Annotated in this window: 18 protein-coding genes; 12 read left to right on the top strand and 6 right to left on the bottom strand. The window is 67.3% G+C overall.

Annotated elements, in window-relative coordinates:
- The first annotated feature begins 1 nt into the window (after window position 1).
- Together FJV41_RS40595 and FJV41_RS40600 are read left to right on the top strand one after the other, a co-directional pair.
- Window positions 2–2,488 (top strand): ribonucleoside-diphosphate reductase subunit alpha, encoded by a 2,487-nt coding sequence (locus FJV41_RS40595; RefSeq protein WP_438616777.1) that lies wholly within the window; start codon window positions 2–4, stop codon window positions 2,486–2,488.
- A 159-nt stretch (window positions 2,489–2,647) separates the two neighbouring features.
- Window positions 2,648–3,658, top strand: a complete 1,011-nt coding sequence (locus tag FJV41_RS40600; RefSeq protein ID WP_141647995.1) for a ribonucleotide-diphosphate reductase subunit beta — start codon at window positions 2,648–2,650, stop codon at window positions 3,656–3,658.
- 39 nt (window positions 3,659–3,697) lie between these two features.
- Here FJV41_RS40600 and FJV41_RS40605 read toward each other — a convergent pair whose 3' ends face one another.
- Entirely contained in the window at window positions 3,698–4,300 is a 603-nt protein-coding gene (locus FJV41_RS40605; protein ID WP_220137939.1) for a GNAT family N-acetyltransferase, read from the bottom strand.
- 380 nt (window positions 4,301–4,680) lie between these two features.
- On the opposite strand from FJV41_RS40605, the gene FJV41_RS40610 reads away from it, so the two are divergent.
- The gene (locus FJV41_RS40610; protein WP_141647997.1) at window positions 4,681–4,923 is read left to right on the top strand and encodes a hypothetical protein; all 243 of its coding nucleotides are present in this window, start codon (window positions 4,681–4,683) and stop codon (window positions 4,921–4,923) included.
- 52 nt (window positions 4,924–4,975) lie between these two features.
- On the top strand, window positions 4,976–5,650 hold the full coding sequence (locus tag FJV41_RS40615) for a site-2 protease family protein (protein ID WP_141647998.1): 675 nt from the start codon (window positions 4,976–4,978) through the stop codon (window positions 5,648–5,650).
- A 19-nt stretch (window positions 5,651–5,669) separates the two neighbouring features.
- On the opposite strand, the gene FJV41_RS40620 is transcribed toward FJV41_RS40615, so the two are convergent.
- The 5 genes from FJV41_RS40620 to FJV41_RS40640 form a co-directional block, all read right to left on the bottom strand.
- On the bottom strand, window positions 5,670–6,326 hold the full coding sequence (locus FJV41_RS40620) for a LysE family translocator (RefSeq protein WP_246137725.1): 657 nt from the start codon (window positions 6,324–6,326) through the stop codon (window positions 5,670–5,672).
- 152 nt (window positions 6,327–6,478) lie between these two features.
- Entirely contained in the window at window positions 6,479–7,312 is an 834-nt protein-coding gene (aqpZ, locus tag FJV41_RS40625; RefSeq protein WP_141647999.1) for an aquaporin Z, read from the bottom strand.
- 238 nt (window positions 7,313–7,550) lie between these two features.
- Complete coding sequence (gene hpt, locus FJV41_RS40630; RefSeq protein WP_141648000.1) at window positions 7,551–8,084, bottom strand: hypoxanthine phosphoribosyltransferase; 534 nt, start codon at window positions 8,082–8,084, stop codon at window positions 7,551–7,553.
- Between the two features lie 13 nt (window positions 8,085–8,097).
- Window positions 8,098–8,913: a uracil phosphoribosyltransferase gene (locus tag FJV41_RS40635; protein WP_141648001.1), complete on the bottom strand. Its 816-nt coding sequence runs from the start codon at window positions 8,911–8,913 to the stop codon at window positions 8,098–8,100.
- A 45-nt stretch (window positions 8,914–8,958) separates the two neighbouring features.
- Window positions 8,959–9,558 carry a thymidine kinase gene (locus tag FJV41_RS40640; protein WP_141648002.1) on the bottom strand — a complete coding sequence of 200 codons (600 nt, stop codon included), beginning with the start codon at window positions 9,556–9,558 and terminating at the stop codon, window positions 8,959–8,961.
- Between the two features lie 204 nt (window positions 9,559–9,762).
- On the opposite strand from FJV41_RS40640, the gene FJV41_RS40645 reads away from it, so the two are divergent.
- The 8 genes from FJV41_RS40645 (at window position 9,763) to rplI (ending at window position 14,744) form a co-directional block, all read left to right on the top strand.
- A complete protein-coding gene (locus FJV41_RS40645; RefSeq protein WP_371745468.1) occupies window positions 9,763–10,140 on the top strand; it encodes a DUF5658 family protein in 378 nt (125 codons plus the stop codon).
- A gap of 132 nt (window positions 10,141–10,272) precedes the next feature.
- Window positions 10,273–10,572 carry a septation regulator SpoVG gene (gene spoVG, locus FJV41_RS40650; protein ID WP_046715132.1) on the top strand — a complete coding sequence of 100 codons (300 nt, stop codon included), beginning with the start codon at window positions 10,273–10,275 and terminating at the stop codon, window positions 10,570–10,572.
- A gap of 44 nt (window positions 10,573–10,616) precedes the next feature.
- On the top strand, window positions 10,617–11,567 hold the full coding sequence (locus FJV41_RS40655; RefSeq protein ID WP_141648003.1) for a ribose-phosphate pyrophosphokinase: 951 nt from the start codon (window positions 10,617–10,619) through the stop codon (window positions 11,565–11,567).
- Window positions 11,568–11,742: 175 nt separating this feature from the next.
- Window positions 11,743–12,423, top strand: coding sequence for a 50S ribosomal protein L25/general stress protein Ctc (locus FJV41_RS40660; RefSeq protein ID WP_141648004.1), 681 nt, complete (start codon window positions 11,743–11,745; stop codon window positions 12,421–12,423).
- A gap of 72 nt (window positions 12,424–12,495) precedes the next feature.
- A complete protein-coding gene (gene pth, locus FJV41_RS40665) occupies window positions 12,496–13,071 on the top strand; it encodes an aminoacyl-tRNA hydrolase (RefSeq protein WP_141648005.1) in 576 nt (191 codons plus the stop codon).
- A gap of 273 nt (window positions 13,072–13,344) precedes the next feature.
- Complete coding sequence (rpsF, locus tag FJV41_RS40670) at window positions 13,345–13,824, top strand: 30S ribosomal protein S6 (RefSeq protein ID WP_141648006.1); 480 nt, start codon at window positions 13,345–13,347, stop codon at window positions 13,822–13,824.
- A gap of 50 nt (window positions 13,825–13,874) precedes the next feature.
- Entirely contained in the window at window positions 13,875–14,273 is a 399-nt protein-coding gene (rpsR, locus tag FJV41_RS40675) for a 30S ribosomal protein S18 (RefSeq protein WP_141648007.1), read from the top strand.
- Window positions 14,274–14,300: 27 nt separating this feature from the next.
- The gene (gene rplI, locus FJV41_RS40680) at window positions 14,301–14,744 is read left to right on the top strand and encodes a 50S ribosomal protein L9 (RefSeq protein ID WP_141648008.1); all 444 of its coding nucleotides are present in this window, start codon (window positions 14,301–14,303) and stop codon (window positions 14,742–14,744) included.
- Window positions 14,745–14,957: the final 213 nt, after the last annotated feature.

Consider the following 14,957-nt stretch of genomic DNA (forward strand, 5'->3'; position numbering starts at 1 on the left):
CGTGAAGCCCGCCCCCGCGCCCATGCATGTCCCGCCCGCCACCCACGCCCAACCCGGGCCGACGACAGCGAGCGTGACGCCCGTGGCCGAGCCCACGCAGAGCGAGTTCGCCCCCACCACCATGCGCGTGCGCAAGCGCAACGGCACGGCCGAGCCGGTGGACCTGAACAAGATTGTCCGCGCGGTGGGCAAGAGCTGCATGGGGCTGTCGCGCGTGGACGTCATGCGCGTGGCCACGAAGACCATCTCCGGCCTCTACGACGGCGCGACGACGCGCGAGCTGGACAGCCTCTCCATCCAGACGGCCGCCGCCCTCATCGTCGAGGAGCCCGAGTACGCCCGCCTGTCCGCGCGCCTCCTGGCCACCTTCATCCAGAAGGAGGTCAGCAACCAGGACATCCACTCCTTCAGCCAGTCGGTCGCCGCCGGCCACAAGCACGGCCTCATCGCGGACCGGCTGCTCCAGTTCGTCCAGGCCAACGCACGCAAGCTCAACGCGGCCATCGACCCGTCACGCAATGACCTGTTCGAGTACTTCGGCCTGCGCACTGTCTATGACCGCTATCTGCTGAAGAATCCGCAGACGCGCGAAGTGCTGGAGACGCCGCAGGAGTTCTTCCTCCGCGTCGCGTGCGCCCTGAGCGGCGACAACGCGAAGGAGGCCATCGAGCTGTACCGGCTGTTCAGCTCCCTGGAGTACCTGCCCAGCTCCCCCACCCTCTTCAACTCGGGCACCCGCCACGAGCAGCTCTCCAGTTGCTTCCTGCTGGACTCGCCGACGGACGAGCTGGACGCCATCTACCGGAAGTATTCGGACATCGCGATGCTGTCCAAGTTCTCCGGCGGCATCGGCGTGGGCTACCACCGCGTGCGTGCGCGCGGCTCGCTCATCCGCTCCACCAACGGCCACTCCAACGGCATCGTCCCCTGGCTGAAGACGCTGGACGCGTCCGTCGCCGCGGTGAACCAGGGCGGCAAGCGCAAGGGCGCGTGCTGCGTGTATCTGGAGACGTGGCACGCGGACATCGAGGACTTCCTCGAGCTGCGCGAGAACACCGGTGACGATGCGCGCCGCACCCACAACCTGAACCTGGCCAACTGGGTGCCGGACCTGTTCATGAAGCGCGTGGAGTCGGAGGGCGACTGGAGCCTGTTCGACCCGAAGACGGTGCCGCACCTGACCGACTTGTTCGGCGACGCGTTCGAGAAGGCCTACGTCGAGGCGGAAGGCGCCGGGCTGGCCATGCGCAAGGTGAAGGCGCGTGACCTCTACGCCAAGATGATGAAGACGCTGGCGCAGACGGGCAACGGCTGGATGACCTTCAAGGACATCAGCAACCGCAAGAGCAACCAGACGGGCCTGCCCGGCAACGTCATCCACCTGTCCAACCTGTGCACCGAAATCCTGGAGGTGACGAGCCAGGGTGAGACGGCGGTGTGCAACCTGGGCTCGCTGAACCTGGGCCGCATGGTGGCGGACGGGAAGTTCGACTTCGACCGCCTGCGCGCCAACGCCCAGCTCGCGATGAAGCAGCTGGACCGGGTCATCGACCTCAACTTCTACCCCATCCCCACGGCGGCGGACTCCAACCGCCGCTGGCGTCCGGTGGGCCTGGGCCTGATGGGCCTGCAGGATGTCTTCTTCCAGCTCCGGCTGCCGTTCGACGCGCCCGAGGCCCGCGCGCTGTCGCGGAAGATTTCGGAGGAGATCTACTTCGCGGCGCTGACCACGTCGTGCGAGATGGCCGAGCAGTTCGGCGCGCATCCCTCCTTCCCGGAGACCCGGGCGGCGAAGGGCGAGCTCCAGTTCGAAAGCTGGGGCGTGACGCCGGAGGACACGGCGCGTTGGGACGCGCTGCGCGCTCGCATCGTGAAGCACGGCCTGCGCAACTCGCTGATGATTGCGATTGCGCCCACCGCGACGATTGCGTCCATCGCCGGCTGCTACGAGTGCATCGAGCCGCAGGTGTCCAACCTGTTCAAGCGCGAGACGCTGTCGGGTGACTTCCTCCAGGTGAACCGCTACCTGGTGAGAGACCTCCAGGCGATTGGCATCTGGAACGAGGGCGTGCGCAATCGCATCAAGATGGCGGAAGGCAGCATCCAGGACCTGACCGAGCTGCCGGAGAACCTGCGCGCCATCTACCGGACCGCGTGGGAGCTGCCCATGCGCTCGCTCATCGACATGGCGGCCGACCGCGGCGCCTTCATCGACCAGAGCCAGTCGCTCAACCTCTTCGTGGAGACGCCGAACATCGGCAAGCTCTCCTCCATGTATTTCTACGCATGGCAGAAGGGGCTGAAGACGACGTATTACATGCGCTCACGTCCGGCCACGCGCATCGCCAAGGCGACGGTGGGCAACAGCACCGCGACGGCCCCCGCGCAGTCCGCTCCCGCCCCCGTCGCGTCCGCCTCCTCGGTGACTGACGCCGAGGCTGTCGCGTGCTCGCTGGAAAACCCGGAAGCGTGCGAGGCCTGTCAGTAAAGAACTCCTGTTTCACTGATTTTTTCGTCCTGGCGAGCACGCGTGAAAACGCGTGCTCGCTTTGTTTTTTCCAGGGCTGTTGAGACGTGAGCGAACACAAAAAGGAATCGCCGCGCGAGCCGCTTTGACGCCTTCGCGAGCATGGTATGGATCGCGCCCATGCTGCTGGAACCCGGACTGAACCTGACGCTGCGCCCGATGGCATACCCGGTCTTCTTCGAGATGTATCGGAACGCCATCAAGAACACCTGGACTGTCGAAGAGGTCGACTTCTCCACGGACCTCGTGGACCTCCGCTCGAAGATGACGGATGCGGAAAGACATCTCATCCACCGCCTGGTGGCCTTCTTCGCGACGGGCGACAGCATCGTCGGCAACAACCTGGTGCTGAACCTCTACAAGCACATCAACGCCCCCGAGGCGCGGATGTACCTGTCGCGGCAGCTCTACGAGGAGGCGCTGCACGTCCAGTTCTACCTGACGCTGCTGGACACGTACGTGCCGGACCAGGCCGAGCGCGCCAAGGCGTTCGCCGCCATCGACAACATCCCCTCCATCCAGCGCAAGGCGCGCTTCTGCATGAAGTGGATGGACAGCGTCAACGGGCTGAACGAGCTGAAGACGAAGGAGGACCGTCGCGCCTTCCTGCTCAACCTCATCTGCTTCGCGGGCTGCATCGAAGGCCTCTTCTTCTTCGCGGCCTTCGCCTATGTCTACTTCCTGCGCAGCAAGGGCCTGCTCAACGGGCTCGCCGCCGGGACGAACTGGGTGTTCCGCGACGAGAGCGCGCACATGGCCTTCGCCTACGAGTGCATCCAGGTGGCTCGAAAGGAAGAGCCGGACCTCTTCGACGCGAAGATGGAGCGCGACGTGGAGGCGATGCTGCGCGAGGCGGTGGAGTGCGAGACGCAGTTCGCCCAGGACCTTCTGAGCGGCGGTGTCGCGGGCCTGTCGGTGCAGGAGATGCGCGGCTACCTGGAGTACACGGCGGACCAGCGGCTCCAGATGCTGGGGTTGACGCCGGTGTTCCGCACGAAGAACCCGCTGTCCTTCATGGACCTGCAGGACGTGCAGGAGCTCACCAACTTCTTCGAGCGCCGCGTGTCCGCCTACCAGGTCGCCGTGGGCGTGGGCGCCGCCAACGACGTGGTGCTCGACGCCACGTTCTGATGCTCCCGGGCGGGCCCCTTCCCGGGCCCGCCTCCCGTGTCACGCGGACAAATCGTACCGGTAGACGTGGCGGCGACTTCCCTCTCGCCCCACGCCCTGGAAGCCGAGCTGTTCGAACGTCTCCACGAAACCCATGAAACGGTAGCTCGGTGAGTCGGGGTCCACGGGGTATGCCTCCAGGACCTTGCCGCCCCGCTTGCGAGCATGGGTGATGGCGGCCTTGATGAGTCGCCGCGACACTCCCTGCCCTCGCGCTTCACGGGTGACGAAGAAACACGCCAGGGACCACACGCCGCCCGGCGCTTCATCCGGCGCCTCCAGCCCCCCGAGCCCCTTCCGGTACGTCTCCCGAGGCGCGATGGAGCACCAGGCCACGGGCTCGTCCCCGAGATAGCCCAGGAGCCCCACCGGAGTCCCCTGCTTCACCCGCCGATGCATCGCCGCCTTGCGGTGTGCGTTGTCCGCGAGCCGGGCGTCCGCGCCCTCCGCCCGCCACACCATGCACCAGCAGTACTTGGGCCCGCCCTGGCTCTCGAACAGCCGCGCGAAGTCGCGCCAGCGCTCCGCATCCACCTCGTGCGTGGTGAACCGTCCCGAGGGCGCCACGGACGAGCGTGGCTTCGCCGTCGAACGCCGAGTCACACTCCGCTCTGAAGCAGCACTCCCGCGTGAAGTCCTGCGAGTGGGCATGCGTCTCTCCTCCTTCTCAAGCTAGGGCCTTCCCCCGAGGGCCGCACCTCCCGCGCGCATCCCTGGCCTGCCTCCTCGCCTGCCCCTCCTCCACTCCCCAAACCAGACACCACCCCACTCCGGGCTCGTCACCTCCGACGGACGAACCCCGTGCACTCATGTCTGGGAAAAGACCGGCCTCGTCGAAAGTCCTGGCCCCACTCAATCCCAGCACGCGCCGCGGCCGTGTCGGCTTCAGCCACGCGGCACACGAAGCAGACAATGACAGACAGCACGGGGCGACTGATGGTCGACGAGGGGAGCGCCCCTCGGTTCCACGCGAAGGTGTCCCGGTGGCCCGCCTTCGTCGCGGTGGTGACTCCACCGTCGCGCTGGGCCTTTCGGGCGGGAGCAAGGCCGACCTGCTTCACGTGGACGGCTCTGGCTCGGCCCATCTGCTGGCGGACTTCACCAACCCCACCCGGACGGGCAACGGGCACCATGAGTCTCGTGGTTCAACCTGGGGCCCGGGCTCCAAGTCCATCACCCTGGACGTGCCTCGCGTGCCGGAGGACGTCACCAGACCGCGCCCTTGAGCGGGGCCCGGTGAAGGCCGACGGTTCCGCGTGATAAACAGGGGGCACACCCATGGAACGTGCCGCCCTGCTCTTCTGGCTCTGGATGCTCGCCTTCGCCGTCACCGCCCTCTGGGCGTTGAGTCAGGCCGCCGTGGCCAGCTCGTTCGGCGTCAGGCCCACCCTCGTGAAGCTGGGCTACGGCCCCAACCTCGTCACGCTGTCGCTGGGCGGCATCCAGTGGGCCTTGCACCCACTCATCCCCCTGGGCAGCTCGGTGCGCTTCAACGGGCCTCCGGACGACGCCCCCACGCAAGCGCCCGCCGACAACCGCCTCCACCAGCTCCCGCTGGTCCTGCACGCGGCCACCATCATCCTGCCCTGGGCGCTGCTCGTCGTCGTCGCCATGGCCTGCCTCGGCGCCGGCGAGGGACTGGGCCAGTTCCTCACCGGCTTCACCGTCCCATTCCAGTACTCACGGCTGCCGGACCGCATCGAGCGCTTCGTCGCCCTGCTGCGCCACGGCGAGCTGCTGCAGGCCTGGGGGCTGGCGAGCGCCAAGGTGGCCGCCATCAACCTGCTGCCCATGCCCATCCTGGCGGGTGGCTCGCTACTGGCGCTCCCCTGGCGTAAGCAGCGCGAGCGGCTCCCGGTGTGGGCGGCGGGCCTGAATCTCGTGACGCTGCTCATCCTCCTGCCCTGGGCCGGCTACGCCCTCTACCTTTTCGGCGCGGCCATCTTCCGCTGAAGGCGGGACGTCGCTACGGCTAGGAGCGCTCCTGGAGCGCCAGCCGCGCGCCCAGCGCGACGAAGACGCCTCCCGTCACCCGCTGCTGCCACGCCGCGAAGCGCGGGTTGCGCCGCAGCCAGCCGCCAAATGCGCCCGCCACGCCCGCGAGGAACGCAAGCCACAGAGTCCCCGTCACGTCGAACAAGAGCCCGAGCAAGACGAACTGCAGGCCCGGGGAGCCTCGCGACGGGTCCACGAACTGCGGCAGGAAGGCCAGGAAGAACAAGGCCACCTTCGGGTTCAGCACGTTGGTGACGACACCGTCGCGGAAGATTCGCCACAGGCTCGCGGGCTGGAGTTCCCGCACCGCCTCGGGCCCCTGCTTGCTGCGCAGCATCCGCACGCCCATCCACACGAGGTAGAGCGCGCCCACCCACTTCACCACCAGGAAGGCCATGGCGGAGGTCGCCAGCAGCGCCGACAGTCCCAGGGCCGCAGCCGCGATGTGGAACAGGCACCCGACGCAGATGCCCAGCGCGGAGACGAAGCCCGCGGCGCGGCCCTGTCCCATGCTCCGGGCCAGCACATACATCGTGTCCGGCCCTGGCGTGAGGTTGAGGACCAGTCCCGCGAGGATGAAGGCCACCAGGCGCGTCGGCTCGAAGAGCATGTCGAAGGGCTTTCGCTCCGTCATCCCGGAGCAGGGAACGGGAAGGCACGGCCCCCTCCCATCCCTCGTATACGCCCGGAAGCACCGCCAGGAAAGCCACGGGCAGGGGCCCCGCGCGCGACGGGCCCTGCTCGGAGGGAGCAAGGCCCGTCCACGCAATGCGGCCTTCTTCGCCCCTACACCGGCGAGCGCGTGTGGCTGCGGTCCTGGGCGACGCGCTCCGCACGCTCGGCATCCAGCGAGCGTTCGGCCGTGCGCGCGGTGATGGCCCCCGCCGGGCTGAACACGGAGCGGTACACGGCGGCGGCCAGGCCCGCGCCCAGCATCGGCGCGATGATGAACATCCACAGCTGGGTGAGCGCCTGCCCGCCCGCGAACACCGCCGGCCCCAGGCTGCGCGCGGGATTCACGGACGTGTTCGTCACGGGGATGCCCACCAGGTGGATGAGCGTCAGCACCAGCCCAATGGCGATGCCGGCGAAGCCCACCGGCGCCTTCGCGTCCGTCGCCCCCAGCACCGTCAGCACGAGCAGGAAGGTGAGCGCCACCTCCGCCAGGAACGCCGCCCCCGCGCCATAGCCCTCGGGCGAGGCGAGGCCGTATCCGTTCGAGCCCAGCCCCGCCACCGAGGCCTGATAGCCCCCGGGGACACCCTTCGCGATGAGCAGCACCACGCCCGCCGCCAGCACGGCCCCCAGACACTGCGCCACGATGTAGCCGAGGATGTGCTTGTTCTCGAACTTGCCCGCCAATGACAACCCCACCGTCACCGCGGGATTCACGTGGCAGCCGGAGATGGGGCCAATCGCATACACCATGGCCAGCAGCGACAGGCCGAAGGCGAAGGACACGCCCAGGAAACCGATGCGGTCCCCCGCCAGCACGGCCGCACCCACGCCGCCGAGCACCAGGACGAACGTCCCGATGAACTCCGCCAGGTACCTCCTCATCGAATCATTGCCCCCGGCCGCTGTAGCAGCCGGGATTCTCTTGTCTGTCGCTGAACGCATGCGCACCCTCTCCGGCCGCACGCACCAGGACACGAGCACTCGCGTCCGGCGCCTCGCGGCGCAAACAGTCCCACCCGGGACGCTGCGCACGCTCTTCCTTTCGACAACAGTCCACTGCCCTCCACGCCAGGAGAGCGGCATCCACGCGAGGCGCTCGATGCTCCGCCACCCCTGACGCGGGACTTCAAGCCGGCGGGAAGGCGACCCACTCCCCGCGCGGCTGGAGGAAACCGGAGGGCTACTTGCCCTTCATCACGCCAATGAATGGCACGTTCCGGTACTTCTCCGCGTAGTCCAGGCCGTAGCCGACGACGAAGAGGTCTTCGATGACGAAGCCCTTGTAGTCGATGTCGATCTTCGTCCGCGCGCGCGCCGGCTTCTCCAGGAGCGAGCAGAGCTTCAGCGACGCCGGGTGCCGGGCCCGCAGGTTCTCCAGCAGGAAGCTCATGGTGAGCCCCGTGTCGATGATGTCCTCGATGATGAGCAGGTGCTTGCCCGCCATCGGCTTGCTGACGTCGGTGGTGATGCGCACCTCGCCCGTCGTCTCTGTACCGCCCTGGTAGCTGGACACGCCCAGGAACTCCAACGTCAGCGGCAGGTCCACCGCCCGCGCCAGGTCCATGGCGAAGAACGTGGAGCCCTTCAACACGCAGACGAGCGTCAGCTCCTTGCCCGCGTAGTCCCGGGTGATTTGCGCGCCCAGCTCCCGCACGCGCGCCTGCAGCTTGTCCTCCGAAATATGGACGCCAACTTCCTGCTCGTAGAACGCCAAGGCTTCCTCCGCGCTACACGTAGGCGTTGTTCATGATCTCCCCGAAGCCGCCGCCACCGGGGACGATGTACTGCCGGTCATCCAGGCCTCGCTCCTTCTCCCAGAGCTCTCCCGGCGCCGTGCCGAAGACCTCCGGAGGAGACAGACCCCGGTCCAACCGGAGCGCGTAGATGATCACGTCCGGATGGTCCGTCGTCATCTTCCGCAAGTACTCCGGCGTGACGATGAGGTTGAGGGTGATGATGCGCCGGGGGGTGCCGGGCACCTTCTCCTTGTAGAGCTTGATGGCCGTGGAGAGGCTGCCGCCCGTGGCCCCCATGGGGTCCGGGAAGAGGACGAGCGCGTCGTCCACATCCCCACCAATCTTCGCGCCGCCAATCTGCGAGCCCACCACCGTCTCGGCCGCGTCGATCATCCGGCTCATGATGATGTGGTCCTGGCGCACCACCGACGGGTCCACCGTGGCGTTGAGCAGGTCATACGTCACCTGCGACGGCAGCGTGCCCGCCCGCGCGATGTTCACCGTCACCACCCGGACGTGAGGGTCGATGACCTCGCCCTGGTAGAGCCCCTGCGGGGTGGAGTCGATCATCCGTGTCGGCAGGCTGACCATCTTCCGCGGGAACTCCGCGTTCACCACCGTCTTCACCAGGTCGCTGTAGAGCGTCTCCACCAGCCGGTTGATCTGGGGTTGGATGACGCCCTTGGCGCACAAGGTGGCCAGTTGGGAGAGCAGGAACGGATTGCCCACCAGGTGGACGTTGGGTCCATAGTGGTGGGTCATCTCGTTCAGCCGGAAGGGCACGTTCGCGTACAGGGTGTCACGCATTCGGTCGGTTCCTCTCGTGCCCTGATGCCCGCGGGCGAAGCGGGGTCAGTCGAACAGTTCGAGCGTCTGCGGCGGCGTGCCCTCGGTGGGCTCCGGAACATGACACTTGCGGCACCGCGGCTCGTACGCGCCCGCCGCGCCCACCACCACGCGCTCTCCACTGGAGACGAGGCGCTGGGAGCGATTGGCCGGATTGCCGCAAACCACGCAGATGGCCAGCTCCTTCGTCACGTACTCCGCCACCGCCATCAACTGCGGCATCGGCTCGAAGGGACGGCCCTGGTAGTCCTGGTCCAGTCCCGCGCAGATGACGCGCAGCCCCTTGTTGGCCAGCGCCTCCACCACCGCGACGACCTCCGCGCCGAAGAACTGCACCTCGTCGATGCCCACCACCTGCGTGTCGGGCTCCAACCGGTAAAAAATCTCTTCAGCCCGCTCCAACGGCGTGGACGTCACCTTCAGCTTCGAGTGACTCACCACCTGCGTTTCGTCGTACCGGTTGTCGATGCGAGGTTTGAACACCTGCACCTTCTGCTTGCCGTACACGGCGCGCTGGACGCGGCGGATCAACTCCTCCGTCTTACCGGAGAACATCGAACCGCAGATGACCTCTATCCACCCGATATCTTTGGGGAATTGGTGCAAGGGACGCTCGCCTGGCCTGGGGGCGGAGGGGCGCGGATACTCTGTCACCCCCCCGCGGGAGTCAACCGCCAACCGCGTCCTCGTGACAGCCCCCTCGGGCGTGCCGGGGCCCTCCTGCCCGCCCGCCCCTCCAAGTTCCATCCGGGCGCTGGCAAGCCGCTTGAAAGGAACCGCCTCCGGAAGGTCGGGACTGGGAGGCAGGGCGTGGCGACGACGACGATGGAGCAGGTTCGGGGCGCGGTCCGCGGTGGAATGGCTTCCTTCTATGCGTCACCCGCCTCGGTGGCGTTGCTGATGCTCAACCTCATGGACGGGCTGTTCACGCTGCTCTTCCTCCAGCTGGGCGTGGCGGAGGAACTCAACCCTCTCATGCGGCTGGCCTACGAGCAGTCACCGCTCTTCTTCATGTTCGCCAAGCTGCTCATCGTGAACGCCGGCCTGTGGCTGTTGTGCTTGCACAGGCGTCTGCGCGCCAGCCGCCTCGCCATCCGAGCAGGCGCCGTCGTCTACGGAATCATCGTCGTCTACCATCTGGCTTTTCTGACCCACCTGGTCCTGCACTGGCCAGGAGCCCTTGGGTAGTCCCTTTCACGCTCTGGACTGTGCGCGAGTGGAACAATGGTGAGGGAACTCCTTCACCATACCCTTGCATTTTGCACCCGGTATGTCCCAGGCTTCCCGCCAGCTCCGACCTTTCGGGTTCGGGGGGGGACCATGAACATCACCGACGTCCGGGTGTTTCCGGTCGAAGAGGACAAGCTCAAGGCGTACGTCACCATCACCCTGGATCACTGCTTCGTCATACGCGACTTGAAGGTCATCCACGGCTCCTCGGGGCTGTTCATCGCGATGCCGGCGAAGAAGCGCAAGGATGGAACGTACAAGGATATAGCCCACCCGCTCAACGCGGACACACGCAGCCAGATGGAGCGTGTCATTCTCATGGAGTACGAGCGGCACCTCCATCAGGCGCAAGCAGGGATGCTCGGTCCGATGCCAGCAGATCTCGACTAACGCCTTCACATCCGCGCGTGTCCAGGTTAGTCAGCGGGCCCATCATGCAGCCGCGCGACTTCAAGATCTTCGCCGGGAGCTCGAATCCCGGCCTGGCTCACCGAATCTGTGAGTACCTCAAGCGTCCGCTCGGCAAGGCGGAGGTGGGTCGCTTCTCCGACGGAGAAATCCACGTCGAGATTGGCGAGAACGTCCGCGGTCACGACGTCTTCATCCTCCAGTCGACGAGCCCGCCGACCAACGACCACCTGATGGAGATGCTCATCATCTGCGACGCCCTGAAGCGGGCGAGCGCGAGCTCCATCACCGCCGTCATCCCGTATTACGGGTATGCCCGGCAGGACCGGAAGGTCGCCCCGCGCACGCCGATCACCGCGAAGCTCGTCGCGGACCTGCTGGAAGTGGCCGGCGCGGAGCGCGTCGTCTCCATGGACATGCACGCCGGGCAGATCCAGGGCTTCTTCAACATCCCCTCGGACCACCTGTACGGCTCGCCGGTGTTCCTGGAGGACCTGCGCAAGCGCTTCCCGGAGTCGCAGGAGCTGGTCATCGTGTCGCCGGACGCTGGTGGCGTCGAGCGCGCGCGTGCCTACTCCAAGCGCCTCAACACGGGCCTGGCCATCATCGACAAGCGCCGCCCGCGCCCCAACGCCTCCGAGGTGATGAACCTCATCGGCGACGTGTCCGGCAAGGACGCCGTCCTCGTGGACGACATGGTGGACACCGCCGGCACGCTCGCCCAGGCCGCCGCGGCGCTCAAGGCCAAGGGCGCCCGCCGCGTGGTCGCCTACGCCGTGCACCCCATCCTCTCCGGCCCCGCCATCCAGCGCATCCAGGACTCCGTGCTGGAAGAGGTCGTCTTCACTGACACCGTGCCGCTGTCGCCCGCGGCGCAGGCCTGCTCGAAGATTCGCGTGCTCACCACCGAGCGCCTCTTCGGCGAGGCCATCGCCCGCATCCACCGGGCCGACTCGCTCAGCTCGCTGTTCGTCTGAGGCTCGGGTCGCCCGTCCGCCGGGCGACTTGACTCCATGTTCGGGGGCTGGCATGTCCGGCCTCCTCCAACGGTCCCCTTCGCGGCGCCGTCTTCGGGGCCCGCCACTGGGGCGGGATGCCGAGGGCGCCAGGGTGGCCGGTGGTCACCGCGGTACCCATTCCCAAGGTATTTCCATGTCCGAAAACAAGAACACCCTCGAGGCGAAGTCGCGTGAAGGCTCTGGCAAGGGCTTTGCCCGCAAGCTGCGCGCCCAGGGTGTGGTGCCCGCCGTGGTGTACGGCAAGCACCTGAAGACGCCCGTGCACATCTCGGTGGACCCGAAGGCCGTGCGCGCGGCCATCAACACCCCGCACAAGTTCAACACCGTCATCCAGCTGAAGCTGGCCAGCGGTGACCAGCAGGTCCTCCTGAAGGACTACCAGATGGACCCCGTCACCCGGGACATCCTGCACGTGGACTTCATCGGCGTGCGCGCGGACGAGCAGGTCAAGGTGGACGTGCCGCTCGTGCTCGTCGGCAAGTCGGTGGGCGTGGCCGAGGGTGGTCTGCTCAGCCAGATTCGCCGTGAAATCACGGTCTGGGCGCTGCCGAACGCCATTCCCGAGCGCATCGAGGTGGACGTGACGGCGCTGAAGATCGCCGAGGCGCTGCACATCAACGACGTGAAGTTCCCGGCCGGCGTGTCGGTGAAGTCGAACGTCAACTACACCGTGGCGGTCGTCGCCGCGCCCGAGGCGGCCGAAGTGGCCCCCGTGGCGGCTGCGGCGGCTCCCGCCGCCGCGGCTCCCGCGGCGAAGGCTGGCGACAAGGCGGCGGCCCCCGCGGCCGCGGCCAAGGCCCCCGCGAAGAAGTAGTCGTCTTCCGGTGTACCCTGGACACGGGGCTGGCCTCCCTGAGGCTGGCCCCGTTTCTTTTTGGAGCCTCCCATGAAGCTCATCTGCGGGCTGGGCAACCCGGGGCGCGAGTACGAGCGGCACCGGCACAACATCGGATTCATGGTGGTGGAGGCGCTGCTGTCGCGAGCGCGCGCGGAGCTGAATCAGGAGAAGTTCGCCGCGAAAGTGGGCCAGGGGACCCTGGCGGGCGAGCGCATCCTCTTCGTCGAGCCGCAGACCTTCATGAACCTGTCGGGCCGCTCGGTGGCCGAGGCGGCGCGCTTCTACAAGATTGCTCCCGAGGACGTGCTCGTCATCCACGATGAACTGGACCTGCCCCTGGGCCGGCTGCAGCTCAAGGCGGGCGGCGGCAGCGGGGGCCACAACGGCCTGAAGAGCATCGTCGCGAGCCTGGGCTCGGAGGCGTTCATCCGCCTGCGCTTCGGCATCGACAAGCCGGAGGGGCCCAATGCCCGCGAGCGCGTCGCCGACTACGTCCTGTCCAACTTCGACGACGGGGAGCGCCGCCAGCTGGACGAACTGAAGGACCGCGCCATGGACATGACCGAGTGCTGGGTGCGCGAGGGGCTGTCGGTGGCGATGAACCGCTTCAACCGGAAGGCCTGAGGCCCCTCGGAGCGCCCGGGACGGGGGGAGCGGACAGGCGAGCTTTCCGGGAGCTTGACTTGCCCGGGGGGCCCTCCTAGAAGGCCCGTTCGCTCGCTGGGTGGTTGATCCAGTGGGATGTTCTTTTTCAGCTTCCCGTGTTGGTGCACGGGACGTAGCGCGAGGGTGACGGGCGCGCGGTTTCCCGTTCCCGGTGGTGGCCATGGGGCCAATCGCCGTTTCCCCGCTCCTCGGATTGTCCGGGGGGCACTCGACCCCAAGGGGAGAGAAAACATGGCAGAGACGCAGGCCGCCAAGCGGCTTCGTGAGTACGAGACCATCTTCCTGGTCAAGCCGGACCTGACTGACGACAACGTGGACAAGCTCAAGGAGCGCGTCCGTGGCATCGTCTCCCGCGAGGGTGGCAAGGTCCTCCGCTTCACGGTGTGGGGCAAGAAGAAGACCCTGTTCCCCGTGGCGAAGCAGCCCCGCGCCATCTACGTGCACGCCAGCTACCTGGGCGGTTCGGGTCTGGTGGCGGAGATTGAGCGCAACCTGAAGAACCTCGATGAGGTCACCCGCTACATCTCCGTGAAGCTGGCGGATGAGGTGGACCCCGAGACGCGTCCGGTCCTCGAGGACCTGAAGCTCGCCGGCGATGTGGAGGAGACCCGTCCGGGCGCTCCCGAGCCGCGCGAGGGTGGCGGGTTCCGCGGCGACGTGGCCGAGGAGTCCGTGGGCGAGGCGGAGGAGGAGTCGTCCGAGGAGGCCTGAGCGCCACCTGGGACATTCTCTAGGGACCTTTTCAGGAAACGAGAAAGTTCATGAGCAACGGAACGGACAGCAAGACGGGCGGCTCGTCGTCGGGCGGCCGCAGTGGCGGCTTCGGCGGCGGCGGTGGGCCTCGCGGTGATCGCGGTGGAGACCGTGGCGGAGACCGTGGTGGTGATCGCGGAGACCGCGGTGGCATGGGCGGCGATGACGAGAAGCGCGGCGGTGGCCGTGGCTTCGGCCGCAAGAAGGTCTGCCGGTTCTGCGCGGAGAAGAACGCGTCGGTGGATTTCAAGGACCAGGCGACGCTGAAGTACTTCGTCACCGAGCGCGGCAAGATCATTCCCCGCCGCATCTCTGGCAACTGCGCGAAGCACCAGCGTGAGGTGGCCACGGCCATCAAGCGCGCGCGCGGCATCGCCCTGCTCCCCTACAACGCGGTGGTCGGCTAACCGCCGGGTCCGCTCAGGAGACTGAACATGAAGGTCATTCTGCGAGAGGACATCGAGAACCTCGGCAAGTCCGGGGAGCTCGTCACCGTGAAGGACGGCTTCGGCCGTAACTACCTGCTGCCGCGCAAGAAGGCGGTTCTGGCGAGCGAGCAGAACCTCCGTCAGCTCGAGCACGAGAAGGCGGTCATCACCGCCCGCAATGCCAAGCTGAAGGGCGCCGCGGAGGAGCAGGCGAAGAAGGTCGGCTCCATCAAGGTCGTCATCAAGCGCAAGGTCGGCGATCAGGACAAGCTGTTCGGGTCCGTCACCGCGCTGGACATCGCCGAGGCCGTGGCGGCCCAGGGTCAGACGGTGGACCGTCGCGCCCTGCACCTGCCCGAGCCCATCAAGGCGATTGGCAGCTACGAAGTCGAGCTGCGCCTGCACCGCGACGTGACGGCGAAGATCAAGGTCGAAGTCGCCGCCGAGTAACGGCTCGACTCCGCCTCAAGCGGGTTCGAGAAGGCCGTCCGGGGCAACCCGGGCGGCCTTTTCATTTGGGGATGGCCGCCGTGTCTCGCGTCCGGCTCGCGCCGTGGCCGGTCCGTCCTACGACAGGCGCGTGGAGGCTTCCGAGGCGGGTGGGTATCCGGGAGGCACAGGAGGCTCACCCATGAGCACGCCCGCACCCGCCCCGCCATCCCC

Origin of the sequence: Myxococcus llanfairpwllgwyngyllgogerychwyrndrobwllllantysiliogogogochensis, from assembly GCF_006636215.1 — a bacterium.
Lineage (GTDB): Bacteria > Myxococcota > Myxococcia > Myxococcales > Myxococcaceae > Myxococcus > Myxococcus llanfairpwllgwyngyllgogerychwyrndrobwllllantysiliogogogochensis.

What these genes read in the sequence shown, in the direction of transcription:
- FJV41_RS40660 (WP_141648004.1), top strand. Translation starts at nt 11,743, where the DNA reads ATGTCCGAAAACAAGAACACCCTCGAGGCGAAGTCGCGTGAAGGCTCT.
- spoVG (WP_046715132.1), top strand. Translation starts at nt 10,273, where the DNA reads ATGAACATCACCGACGTCCGGGTGTTTCCGGTCGAAGAGGACAAGCTC.
- rpsR (WP_141648007.1), top strand. Translation starts at nt 13,875, where the DNA reads ATGAGCAACGGAACGGACAGCAAGACGGGCGGCTCGTCGTCGGGCGGC.
- FJV41_RS40635 (WP_141648001.1), bottom strand. Translation starts at nt 8,913, where the DNA reads ATGCGTGACACCCTGTACGCGAACGTGCCCTTCCGGCTGAACGAGATG.
- rplI (WP_141648008.1), top strand. Translation starts at nt 14,301, where the DNA reads ATGAAGGTCATTCTGCGAGAGGACATCGAGAACCTCGGCAAGTCCGGG.
- pth (WP_141648005.1), top strand. Translation starts at nt 12,496, where the DNA reads ATGAAGCTCATCTGCGGGCTGGGCAACCCGGGGCGCGAGTACGAGCGG.
- FJV41_RS40600 (WP_141647995.1), top strand. Translation starts at nt 2,648, where the DNA reads ATGCTGCTGGAACCCGGACTGAACCTGACGCTGCGCCCGATGGCATAC.
- rpsF (WP_141648006.1), top strand. Translation starts at nt 13,345, where the DNA reads ATGGCAGAGACGCAGGCCGCCAAGCGGCTTCGTGAGTACGAGACCATC.
- FJV41_RS40620 (WP_246137725.1), bottom strand. Translation starts at nt 6,326, where the DNA reads ATGACGGAGCGAAAGCCCTTCGACATGCTCTTCGAGCCGACGCGCCTG.
- FJV41_RS40655 (WP_141648003.1), top strand. Translation starts at nt 10,617, where the DNA reads ATGCAGCCGCGCGACTTCAAGATCTTCGCCGGGAGCTCGAATCCCGGC.
- FJV41_RS40615 (WP_141647998.1), top strand. Translation starts at nt 4,976, where the DNA reads ATGGAACGTGCCGCCCTGCTCTTCTGGCTCTGGATGCTCGCCTTCGCC.
- aqpZ (WP_141647999.1), bottom strand. Translation starts at nt 7,312, where the DNA reads ATGCGTTCAGCGACAGACAAGAGAATCCCGGCTGCTACAGCGGCCGGG.